An 11852-nucleotide genomic window follows, 5' to 3' on the forward strand; every position below is an offset into this window, starting at 1 on the left:
AGAGTAAACGTTACAAATCCAAAAGAGCCAATGTTAGTAGATTTTTTAGATCCTAAAAAAATTACTTATCTTCCAAATACAGCAGGTTGTTATACAGCAGAAGAGGCCTTAAGAACTTTAAGATTAGCTAGAGATGCGGGAGGTTGGAATCTTGTAAAATTAGAGGTGCTTGGTGATAAAGAAACTTTATATCCAAATATGATAGAAACTATTGAAGCTTTAAAAGTTTTAAAAAAAGAAAATTTTGAAGTTATGGTTTATTCTTCAGATGATCCAATACTTTGTAGGCAATTAGAAGATATGGGTGCAGCAGCCATTATGCCTTTAGGATCACTCATAGGTTCAGGCAGGGGAATACAAAATAGATTTAATATCTCTATTATTAAAACCCAATCTAAAGTACCAGTTATTGTTGACGCAGGAATAGGGTGCGCTTCTGATGCAGCAATAGCAATGGAATTAGGTTGTGATGGAGTTTTAATTAATACTGCTGTAGCAGAGGCTAAAAATCCAATATTAATGGCCGAGGCAATGAAAGATGCGGTGGTTGCAGGAAGAAAATCTTTTATAGCAGGCAGAATTAAGAAAAAAGTAACTGCAAATCCCTCAAGTCCATTCGAAGGACTTATTGAATAGTTAACCTACTTCGTTAGTAGATACTGTCTCAATTTCTTTTGATTTTTTTTTGTCTTTAAATTTACTTTTATTAAAAAATTTTTTTCTTTTATTTTTAAAATTTTCATGTTTTTTCTTATCAGTAATTTCATCTCTTTTTTCTGAATTATCATTTATTTCTTTTTTTTGAGAATTTTCAGTTGATTCTTTTAAAGAAGATTCTTTGACTTCAGAGCCATTAAATTCTGTGATTAGTTTCTTTTTAGAATCATAAAAACTAAATAAAAATTCTTGACTTAAGAATTCAGAATTTTGAACTAAATTAATTTTAAATTTATATTTATCTTTAAAAAACTTAAGTTCGGTTGAATAATTAGTATTAATTATATCAATTATTTTTTTTGACAAATTTAAATCTATAATTTTAATTTTTGAGTCACTAAATGCTTTTTCTTCTAATAGTTTAATTATCTTAAGAGCAAATGAATCTGCAGATAACTGAATCTCCCATTTAATTGAGCCTTCTCTTAATCTTTGTCTTGTCATCTCAAGAAGACCAAAATTACTTATTCTACCAAATTGAATTCTTGCTTTATCGTTTTTTAGAGACTCTCTTAACTTTCTTTCAACTAAACGCTTATTTGAATAGTTTTCCATATCGATAAAATCAATAACAATAAGACCTGCTAAATCTCTTAATTTAACTTGTCTTGCAATCTCTTCTGCTGCCTCTAAATTGTTTGTCAAAGCTGTTTTTTCAACATTTCTTTCTCTAGTAGATCTGCCTGAGTTGATATCGATAGAAACTAATGCCTCTGTTGGACTTATAATTATGTATCCACCAGATTTTAACTCTATTCTAGGTTCAAAAATTGAATTTAAATATTTTTCAATATTGTAGTGATGAAATATAGGAATTTTTTTTTTATATTTTATGACGTTTTTTACATGTGCGCTTGAGATTTTTTTTGCATATTTTTTTGCAGCTTCAAATGCTTTATCGCCATCAACAATAATACTATCAATATCTTTGCTATAAAAATCTCTAATAGCTCTTGCAATCAAATCTTCTTCTTCATAAATTGTACTTGGAGCGATAGACTTTAAAGTATTTTTTCTTATTTCTTCCCATGTACTTAATAAATTTGTTAAATCGTCTTTTATTTCATTTTTAGTTTTATTTGCTCCTGCTGTTCTAACAATTAATCCCATTGTTTTTGGAAGTTCTAAATCATTAATGATTTCTTTCATTTTTTTTCTATCGCTTGAACTATAAATTTTTCTAGAGATACCACCCCCTTTTGCTGTGTTGGGCATTAATACAATGTATTTTCCTGCAAGAGATATAAATGTTGTTAGTGCCGCACCTTTTTTTCCTCGTTCTTCTTTTACGATTTGCACTAAAACTATTTGTCCGGGTTTAATTACTTCTTGAATACGATATCTTTTAAATCTGTAAAAACTTCTGTTGTTTTTAGGCTTATCATCAGCTTGATTTTCTATATTTGCATTAAGATCTTCATCAGATGCTTTGTTTCCGATATTCTCCTCATCTTGATCTCCACTGGATGAATTTTTATCTTGTAAATTAATATTTTCACCTTGCTCTGAATGTTCAACGATTTCTTTGTCGTTTTCTTCTAAAAGTTTTGCTCGAGCTTCTTCCTCTTCTTTTTTAATTCTATCTTTGTCAGCTTGAGGGATTTGATAATAGTCTGATTGAATATCATTAAATGCTAAAAACCCGTGTCTTTCGTTTCCGAAATCAACAAATGCAGCTTGTAATGACGGCTCTATTCTACTTACTTTACCTAAGTAGATGTTTCCTTTTAGATTTTTGCGATGAATATTTTCATATTCATATTCCTCAATTCCATTATCGGACTTGATAGCAATTCTAGTTTCTTCTGGATGCGAAGCATCGATGAGTAAATCCTTAGACATGATAATAAATTCCTAAATTTTTGATTAATTTTTAATGACATAAAATTTGTTTGTTTTCTTAACTATTATAATAAACATCTTTGTTAAAATATCTATTTAAATCTTAATAATTTAAGCAAATCGTTGTAGAAATTGTTAAGTTATTTAATAAATTAATCATAAAAACAAATTTTTAAAATGATCGAAGTTAAAAATATCGCAGAAAAAATAGGAAAATCCTTAGATAACATAAGGGGGTATCTTTGATAAAAATCAGGTTGATAAAAAAATTTCAGATCTAACAATACAAACAGAACTTCAAGATTTTTGGAGTAATCAAAAAAACGCAGAAAAAGTAATAAAAGAAAGAAATTTTTTATTAGAAATAAAAAATAACTACGATTTTATTTCTAAAGAGCATTTAGACAATAAGGATCTTTTAGATATTGCTATTAAAGAAAATGATGAAGTTCTTGCTAAAGATTTAAATAAATCATTTGAAGGTAATTTAGAAAAATTAAAAAAAATTGAACTGCTTTGTTTTTTATCTAATGAAAATGATGCTCTCGATGCTTATGTTGAAATCCACGCAGGAGCAGGAGGCACAGAAAGTCAAGACTGGGCAGAGATGTTAAGAAGAATGTATTCAAGATGGGCAGAGAAAAATAATTATAAAGTTGAACTAATTCATGAGAGTAGAGGCGAAGAAGCTGGAATAAAATCATCGACGATTAAAATAACAGGGCAGTTTATTTATGGCTGGTTAAAAGGAGAATCAGGAGTTCATCGTTTAGTTAGAATTTCACCATTTGATTCAGGCGCGAGAAGACATACAAGTTTTGCAAGTGCATGGGTCTATCCAGTTATTAACGAAGATATTAATATAGAAATTTTAGAAAAGGATATTCGAATAGATACTTATAGATCGAGTGGGGCGGGTGGACAACATGTAAACACAACAGATAGTGCCGTTAGAATAACGCACATAGCTACTGGGATCGTTGTCCAGTGTCAAAATGAAAGGTCACAACATAAAAATAAAGAAACTGCGATGAATATGTTAAAAGCTAGACTTTACGAACTTGAAATGAAAAAAAAACAAAAAGATTCAGATAATTTAGAAAATTCTAAAAAAGAAATAGGCTGGGGAAGTCAAATTAGAAATTATGTTTTGCAACCTTATCAACTTGTTAAAGATAATAGAACAAATATTGAAGTTACAAATCCAGAAAAAGTATTAGATGGCGATATTAGAGTATTTTTAGAAGCGTCAGTTTATCAAGGAGTTCATTAATGACTAAAAAAAATAAAATTTTTTTAATTATTTTTGGAGTCTTTTTAGCAGTTTTTATTTTTTTATTGTTTGGAATTCAAACATCTAGATTTAATGAGATTATTCAAAAAAAATTCAATGACCAATACAAAAAAGTTAAATTAGAATTTAAAGATATAAAAGTAAATTTAGACATAAAAGATTTTGCATTTAAATTTAGTCTTAATGAACCAAAACTTTACCATAAAGGAGATCTTACCAATATTTACCAAACTAATTTTGGTATTAGTTTGTTTTCAGCAATTAAAGGTAATTACATTCCCAAATTTGTAGAGATAAAATTTTCAGAAAATTCATTTGAAAAAAGTATCAATCTAATTCGAGATGTATTTTTAGAAGACAATCAAAAAGGCTATCTAGACAATAAAGTTAAAAAAGGTTTCATAAAAGGTGACTTAAAAATATACACTGACGACATCATAAAAGTTGAGTTTTCAGGAAGTGTTAAAGACACTACTTTTATAGTTACAAATGAATTACCTGAATTTCAGAATATTAATGCAGATATTGAATTAAAAAATAATGAATTGAACATTAATATAATATCTGGATCTACAGTAGGTTTAAATTTTGACAAATCTAAAATTTTTATTAATGAATTATCAGATAGTTATAAAGCTACCTTAGATTTAAATTTAGCAGGAAAATTTAATTCATTAAAAGAATTCAAAAATTTAAAAATACCAGCCCTAGAAGATATTACTAAAAATATAGAAAAATTATCATTTGCAACTACTGCTAATAATAAAATTGAAGTTCAATTTGATAAAAAAGGAAATCTTCTGAATACCTCTGTCAAAGGAAAAGCTGACATTACAAATTTTGAATTAGATTTACTCCAAAGCACGTATCCTAATGTTTTAGATGAAAAAAACAGAAAGTTTAAAAATGGAAAATTTAAAGTTGAATTTGATAAAAATAATGTTTTTGCCAATGGAACAATTTTTAATCAAAACGATATATTAGATTTTAAAATAAATTCAGACCTGAATAAAAAAATATCAAAAATTAATATTATATCAGATATTAATTTTATAAATTGGCAAAAAGTATTTAAGCCTGAATACATAAAAGGCTCTTCAAAACTATATATTCAATTAAATACTAATAAAGACCAATATTATTTCGATACACGAATCGATATTAAAAAAAGTTTAATTAATTTTTCTCCAATTAATTTTAATAAATTATTAAACGATGATGGCCAAATTCTTTTAAAAGGTGAAGTTAAAAATAATCTTACTGTATTAGAAAAAGTCACGCTTAATGCTGATAAAAATAATATTGAATTATTTGATTTAAATTTTGACGAAAATTTTGCAATAACTTCTTTTAATAGTATTAAATTTAATACTGAAAAAAATAATTTTAAAATAACCTCTTCTAAAAAAAGTAATATTAATCATATAGAAATTACCGGTAAGAAATTAGATGCAAAATATATTATTGATAGTCTTACAAGTTCGAAACCATCAACAACTATTTCTAAAAAATTTAATGGAACTATTTATGCTAATTTAGATACTGTAGATACAGGAACAAATGATGATATTCGAGATTTTAATTTATCTGGGACAATTTTAAAAGGTCAGTTTACTAAATTAGATGCTAATGGCTTTTTTTCTAATAAAGAAAAAATTAGCATTAAGATTAATAAAAACAAAAACGGCAATATAACAACTTATATGCTCTCTGATCGGGCAAGACCATTTATTGCAGGATTTAGTTTTATAAAAGGATTTGAAAGAGGAAAATTAGAATTCAGTTCAGAAGATTTAAGCGCAACTTCATCTAAGGGAAAAATTATTATTACTGATTTCAAAATAAAAGAAATTCCAGTACTTGCGCAAATATTGTCTCTTGCTTCTATCACAGGAATTTTAGATACCTTAAAAGGAGATGGAATAAGGTTTGATAATACTGTTATTGTTTATGAAAATGATGATAAATTTTTTACCTTTAAAGATTTTTATGGAACAGGACCTTCTCTTGGTTTTATCGTAGAAGGTAGAATTAATAACGCTGATAATTTTGTAAGTTTGGATGGCAATCTAATTCCGGCCTATGAAATAAATCGTCTTTTATCAAATATTCCAATATTAGGGCAGATTTTAACAGGTAAAAGTGGGGATGGAGTTTTTGGTGTAAAATTTAAAATTAAAGGCAAAGACAATAATTTTGAAACAACTATTAATCCAGTTAGGACATTAACGCCAAGATTTATACAAAGATTTTTAGAGTTATTTAAAACGACTAATACTAAATAGCCTCTATTAAAACGTGTTGTTTTTTTCCAAATGAAATTTTAATAAATTTTTCACCATTAAAATCATCTTTAGTAACAATTTTTTTTTCATCTATTACAATTTCATTATTAATTCGATAGCCTTTATTAGCAACATTTCTTCTAAATTCACTATTAGATTTTGCAAAGTTAATCTTAATGATTAATTCATTAAACGAAATACCATTATTTAAATCTGTTTTTTTAACTTCAATTTTTGGAAGATCATTACCAAAGGATTTATCTTCAAAAGTCTTTTTAGAAGTTGTTTCAGCGTTTGAAGAGGCTTTAACTCCGTGAAGAATTTTTGTTGCTTCATTTGCAAGAATAACTTTAAAATCATTAATATTTTTTGATTTATTATTTTCGAAATTTGAAATCTCATTTAATGGAAGTTCTGTAAATAATCTTAGATATTTAAATACATCAGCATCATTTACATTTCTCCAAAACTGCCAGTATTCATAAGGTGAAGTTTGTTTTTCATCTAACCAAACAGCTCCTTTTTCTGTTTTACCCATTTTAGCTCCAGAACTTGTTGTAATCAGTGGTGTTGTTAAACCATAAGATTCTTTTCCTTTAACTCTTCTTATCAATTCAATTCCGTTAATTATATTTCCCCATTGGTCAGATCCGCCAATTTGAAGAATACAGTCATTTTTATTATTAAGTTCTAGAAAATCATATGCCTGCAAAATCATATAATTAAATTCTAAAAAGCTTAATGATTGTTCTCTATCAAGTCGAAGTTTAACGCTATCGAAAGTTAACATTTTATTAATAGTAAAATGTTTTCCATATTCTCTTAAAAAATTAATATAATTAATTTTAGTTAACCATTTTTCATTATTTAAAAAAATAAATTTATTAGAACCTTTACTGCTTAAAAATTTATTAAAAACTTTTTTTATACCAGAAGTATTTTTTTTAATTTCAGCGCTTGTTAGAATTTTTCTACTTTCTTCTTTACCAGATGGATCACCAACCATTGTTGTTCCTCCGCCTAATAAAACGATTGGAGTGTGACCAAACTGTTGAAACAATCTAAGACACATGATTTGCACAAGACTACCAACATGCAGACTAGGCGCAGTGCAATCAAAACCAATATAAAGTTTAATTTTTTTATTATCTAAGAGTTTATTTAGATTGTCTAAATCTGTGCACTGATTAAAGTATCCACGTTCTTGAAAGGTTTTGATAAGATTCTGATTCATCCAATAAGATAGTATTATACAAAATTAAATAATATTAAATCTATATAAAATGAATAAATACATTTCTTTAGGAACCATGAGTGGCACTTCCATGGATGGAATTGATCTTTCCATTATAAATTCTGATGGAGAAAGCGACATCTCAGTTATCGATAATTTTTTTTATGAATACAATTCAGATATTAAAAAAGAATTAGTAAATATTAGAAAAGAAGTTTTACAAAAAGATGATCTAATAACAAAAAAACTAATTATTAACGATTTATCAAGAAAATTAACCTTACTGCACGTAGAAGCTATTAAAGAATTTTTAAAAAAAAACTCTGCAATTAAATTAGATTTAGTTGGATTTCATGGTCATACCTTAATTCATAAACCTGAGCAGGGTTTTACATATCAATTAGGTAATCCAGAATTGATGGTGCAGTTGTTAAAAACTAAAGTTGTCTTTAATTTTAGAGATAATGATATCCTTAATAAAGGACAAGGAGCGCCTTTGGTTACACTTTATCACGGACAAATTTTAAAAAACTTAAACCTAACAAATAATGGCGTGATTATTAATATTGGAGGTATTGCTAACGGTAGCTATTTTGAGAATTCTGTAATTCATTCTAATGATATTGGTCCTGGTAATTGTTTGATAGATCAATGGATCAGATTAAACTCAAAAGATAAAGAATTTGATACAGAAGGTAGTATTTCAGCAAAAGGAGAAGTAAATTTTTTAATCCAAGAAGATTTTTTAAATCATTATAACTATCATGATAAAAAAAAATCATTAGATATTACAGATTTTAATATTGCACAATTTAGAGGACTAAAATTAGAAGATGGAGCTGCAACACTTGTAAGTATAACTGCAAATTTAATAGCTAATTTTGTAAAAAGTATTAAAGAAAAAAAAGATAAAATTATATTAGCTGGTGGAGGTAGAAAGAATAAAACGTTAATTAGATTTATATCAAAAATTTTAAATATTAAAATTGAGACTATAGATCAATACAAATATGCTGGAGATTTTATTGAATCGCAAGCCTTTGCTTATCTTGCAATAAGAAGTTTAGAGAATAAATATTTATCACTTCCAACAACAACTGGTGTCAGTAAAGCTGTTACAGGCGGGATAATTTATTCTAATTAAAATCTAGATTCTTTTTTGATATATTTTTCTATAGCGCCATTAAATTCTTTATCTTTGCCAGCAAAGAAATGATTAGCGCCTTCAATTTTTACAAAATCTACACTGATACTTTTTTGATTTTTAAGTTTTGTTTCTAAAGTTTTTGTTGAGTCAGTTGGCACTAGTTGATCATTAGATGCATATAAAACCATTCCAGATGAAGGACAGGGTGCTAAAAAATTAAAATCATAAATATTTGGTTGAGGACAAATTGCTATAAATCTATAAATTTCTGGTCTGCGCATTAATAATTGCATACAAATTAATGAGCCGAATGAAAAACCTACAATCCAACTTTCATTTGTATTAGGATTTTGTCTTTGTATCCAATCTAAAACTGCAGCTGCATCTGATAATTCTCCCTGACCATTATCAAATTTACCTTCACTTTTACCAACGCCTCTGAAATTGAATCGACATACTGAAAACCCATTTTTAAGGAATACGTGAAACGCATTGTAGACGACTTTATTATTCATGGTACCACCATATTCTGGATGAGGGTGAAGAATTAAAACAGTTGGTGCAGTTGAACTTTTTCCTTGAACGTATTTAGCTTCTAACTTTCCGTCTGGTCCATTAATAAAAGTTCCTGCTGGATTAACGATGCTCATTAAATTTTGATGAATTATTTTTTAATAGGTCGCTCTTATATCATAAAAGTAATTGAGTTTTGGTTTTTTTTTAAAGTTGACTAAATTAGTAGGAATAGTTAAATTTATGTTAAATAATTCTATAATTTACAATGAAATTAACAGCAAAAGGTAGATACGCTGTAATGGCGATGGCAGATCTTGCTACTTTTAATAAGCAGGAAAAACCAGTTAGTCTAAATGATATCTCTATAAGACAAGGTATTTCTCTTTCATTTTTAGAGCAATTATTTTTAAAATTAAAAAAAAAAGATTTAGTTATCAGCGTTAGAGGAAATTTAGGCGGTTATAAACTTTCTAAAGACCCAAATAAAATTCAACTTTCCTTAATTATTGAAGCAGTAAATGAAGATATAAAGACAACAAAGTGCAAATTAAAATCTAAAAAAGGTTGTACTGGCAAAACGACTAAATGTGTTACTCATAATCTTTGGGATGGTTTATCCAGACATATTAATAATTATTTTACATCAGTTACCTTATCAGATGTCTTAGAAAATAAAATTCCAAGAAATATTCCATTTGACAGTTCATTACATTCGCAGGGAATGAGTAGATGATTTATCTTGATTATAATGCAACAGCACCATTACATAAAAATGTAATAAAAAAATTCCAAAGTTTAAAATTTGAAGATTTTGGAAATCCATCATCAGTTCATAAAATTGGAAGAAATTCAAAAAAAATTATCGAAGAAGTTAGAAGAAATATTTTATCTACTCTAAAAGCTAAAAAGTTTGATCTTATTTTTACAAGCGGTGCAACTGAATCTAATAATTTAGCTATTAACGGCTTTATTAAAAAAAATAATATTAAAACTATTTATTCACTTAAAACTGAACATGCTTCAGTAATTGATGTTATCAAGAATTTAGATATTGAAAAAAAATTTTTTGAAACTAATCCTAACGGAACTGTTAATTTAAAAGAAATTGAAGAATCGCTTTCTAAAGAAGTAAATCCATTCTTAGTAAGCATTATGTTTGCCAATAATGAGTCTGGTGTTATTCATCCGATTTATGAAATATCTAAAATTGTTAAAAAATATAATGGAACTATCCATTGTGACGGCGTTCAAAGCCTTGGCAAAATAGAAATAGATTTAGACAATCTTGATGTTGATTTATTTTCAATCTCTTCACATAAAATTGGAGGACCGACTGGAATAGGCGCTTTATTAATTAACTTAAGGAACAATATTTCTCCTGAAATTATTGGTGGAGGCCAAGAAAAGAATTTAAGATCAGGCACTGAAAACTTTATAGGAATTGTTGGTTTTGGTGAAGTTATTAATGAACTTAAAAATTTAACTAAAATTTGTAATTCTGAAATTAAAAATAATAGAGATTTATTAGAAATAAATTTAAAAAAATTATCTAATGAAATTAAAATTTTTGGTGAAGATGTAAATCGTTTAAGCAACACTTGCTATTTTGCTTATCCTTCAATGACAAGTGAAAACCAAGTAATTGCTCTTGATCAAAAAGGTATTTGCGTAAGCTCTGGTGCAGCTTGTTCTTCAGGAAAAGTTGAGCCTTCCCATGTTTTAAAATCAATGAAAGTCGATGAAAAGTATATTCACTCAGCCATTAGAGTAAGTTTGGGTTGGGATTCTACAAAAGAACAAATTGAAACCTTCTTTAATGTTTGGAAATCAGATTGTTTTAAAAATGGAGCTTTAAATGTCAGATAATTTAATCCAAGAGCAAATTAAACAAGACTATGCATATGGATTTGTAACGGATGTTGAATCTGTAAGAGCCCCAAAGGGACTTAATAAAGAAGTTATTGAGTTTATCTCTAAACAAAAAAAAGAGCCTAAATGGCTGCTGGAGTGGAGATTAAAGGCCTATGAGAGGTTACAACTGATGAAGGAACCAAATTGGCAAAAACCTCAGTATCCTAAAATTGATTATCAGGATTTATATTATTACTCAGCTCCTAAAAGCTTTAAAGAAGGACCGAAATCATTAGATGAAATTGATCCTGAGATTAAAAAAACTTACGAAAAACTAGGCATCCCCTTAAATGAACAAAAAAGATTAGCTGGAGTTGCAGTTGATGCTGTTTTTGATTCTGTTTCTGTTGCAACAACTTTTAAAAAAAAATTAGAAGATATAGGAGTTATTTTTTGTTCAATTTCTGAAGCTGTACAAAAACATCCGGACTTAGTTAAAAAATATTTGGGTTCAGTCATTCCTCTAACGGACCATTATTTTGCAACATTAAATTCAGCAGTATTCACAGATGGTTCATTTGTATACATTCCAGAAGGTGTTAGATGCCCAATGGAACTTTCTACATATTTTAGGATTAATGCATCAAACACAGGTCAGTTTGAAAGAACTTTAATTATCGCTGATAAAGGAAGTTATGTAAGTTATTTAGAGGGCTGTACAGCACCCATGAGAGATGAACATCAGCTCCATGCTGCAAATGTTGAGTTGATTGCACTTGATGATGCTGAAATTAAATATTCAACAGTTCAAAACTGGTATCCAGGAGACAAAGAAGGAAAAGGTGGAATTTATAACTTTGTTACAAAGCGTGGAATTTGTAAGGGCAAAAATTCTAAAATTTCATGGACACAAGTTGAAACTGGTTCAGCAATTACTTGGAAATATCCAAGTTGTATTTTACAAGG

At 27.8% G+C, this 11852-nt stretch carries 10 protein-coding genes; 7 read left to right on the plus strand and 3 right to left on the minus strand.

What is annotated here, in order from left to right:
• The coding region (locus tag AC8IGH_RS03435) for a thiazole synthase (protein WP_507419321.1) at positions 1-636 on the plus strand (636 nt) is incomplete at its 5' end.
• Here the strand turns inward: AC8IGH_RS03435 and AC8IGH_RS03440 are convergent.
• On the minus strand, positions 637-2559 hold the full coding sequence (locus AC8IGH_RS03440) for an Rne/Rng family ribonuclease (protein WP_507419322.1): 1923 nt from the start codon (positions 2557-2559) through the stop codon (positions 637-639).
• Positions 2560-2736: 177 nt separating this feature from the next.
• Between AC8IGH_RS03440 and prfB the strand changes: the two genes are divergently transcribed.
• Positions 2737-3832 (plus strand): peptide chain release factor 2 gene (gene prfB, locus AC8IGH_RS03445; protein WP_507419323.1). Its coding sequence is split into 2 segments (ribosomal slippage): positions 2737-2802 and positions 2804-3832, totalling 1095 coding nucleotides; the frame shifts between segments, so codons are not numbered across the junction.
• Complete coding sequence (locus tag AC8IGH_RS03450) at positions 3832-6138, plus strand: AsmA-like C-terminal domain-containing protein (protein WP_507419324.1); 2307 nt, start codon at positions 3832-3834, stop codon at positions 6136-6138. Before prfB ends, AC8IGH_RS03450 begins: the two co-directional genes overlap by 1 nt.
• Here the strand turns inward: AC8IGH_RS03450 and tyrS are convergent.
• Positions 6131-7372 carry a tyrosine--tRNA ligase gene (gene tyrS, locus AC8IGH_RS03455; protein ID WP_507419325.1) on the minus strand — a complete coding sequence of 414 codons (1242 nt, stop codon included), beginning with the start codon at positions 7370-7372 and terminating at the stop codon, positions 6131-6133. The two genes, AC8IGH_RS03450 and tyrS, sit on opposite strands and share 8 nt — an antisense overlap.
• 49 nt (positions 7373-7421) lie before the next feature.
• Between tyrS and AC8IGH_RS03460 the strand changes: the two genes are divergently transcribed.
• The gene (locus AC8IGH_RS03460; RefSeq protein WP_507419326.1) at positions 7422-8516 is read left to right on the plus strand and encodes an anhydro-N-acetylmuramic acid kinase; all 1095 of its coding nucleotides are present in this window, start codon (positions 7422-7424) and stop codon (positions 8514-8516) included.
• On the opposite strand, the gene AC8IGH_RS03465 is transcribed toward AC8IGH_RS03460, so the two are convergent.
• Positions 8513-9169, minus strand: coding sequence for an alpha/beta hydrolase (locus AC8IGH_RS03465; RefSeq protein WP_507419327.1), 657 nt, complete (start codon positions 9167-9169; stop codon positions 8513-8515). The genes AC8IGH_RS03460 and AC8IGH_RS03465 overlap by 4 nt on opposite strands.
• 131 nt (positions 9170-9300) lie before the next feature.
• On the opposite strand from AC8IGH_RS03465, the gene AC8IGH_RS03470 reads away from it, so the two are divergent.
• From AC8IGH_RS03470 to sufB, 3 genes are all read left to right on the plus strand, one after another.
• Positions 9301-9768, plus strand: a complete 468-nt coding sequence (locus AC8IGH_RS03470) for an Rrf2 family transcriptional regulator (protein ID WP_507419328.1) — start codon at positions 9301-9303, stop codon at positions 9766-9768.
• A complete protein-coding gene (locus AC8IGH_RS03475) occupies positions 9765-10901 on the plus strand; it encodes a cysteine desulfurase family protein (RefSeq protein WP_507419329.1) in 1137 nt (378 codons plus the stop codon). The genes AC8IGH_RS03470 and AC8IGH_RS03475 overlap by 4 nt, the downstream gene beginning before the upstream one ends.
• Positions 10891-11852 (plus strand): Fe-S cluster assembly protein SufB (gene sufB / locus AC8IGH_RS03480; RefSeq protein WP_507419330.1); only part of this gene is annotated, 962 nt, incomplete at its 3' end. The genes AC8IGH_RS03475 and sufB, both read left to right, overlap by 11 nt.

It is taken from the genome of Candidatus Allofontibacter sp. (assembly GCF_038145245.1).
Taxonomy (GTDB): domain Bacteria; phylum Pseudomonadota; class Alphaproteobacteria; order Pelagibacterales; family Pelagibacteraceae; genus Fontibacterium.

Coding starts and splice junctions, on each gene's coding strand:
- tyrS (WP_507419325.1), bottom strand. CDS start 7,372: ATGAATCAGAATCTTATCAAAACCTTTCAAGAACGTGGATACTTTAAT.
- AC8IGH_RS03475 (WP_507419329.1), top strand. CDS start 9,765: ATGATTTATCTTGATTATAATGCAACAGCACCATTACATAAAAATGTA.
- AC8IGH_RS03470 (WP_507419328.1), top strand. CDS start 9,301: ATGAAATTAACAGCAAAAGGTAGATACGCTGTAATGGCGATGGCAGAT.
- AC8IGH_RS03460 (WP_507419326.1), top strand. CDS start 7,422: ATGAATAAATACATTTCTTTAGGAACCATGAGTGGCACTTCCATGGAT.
- AC8IGH_RS03450 (WP_507419324.1), top strand. CDS start 3,832: ATGACTAAAAAAAATAAAATTTTTTTAATTATTTTTGGAGTCTTTTTA.
- AC8IGH_RS03465 (WP_507419327.1), bottom strand. CDS start 9,169: ATGAGCATCGTTAATCCAGCAGGAACTTTTATTAATGGACCAGACGGA.
- AC8IGH_RS03440 (WP_507419322.1), bottom strand. CDS start 2,559: ATGTCTAAGGATTTACTCATCGATGCTTCGCATCCAGAAGAAACTAGA.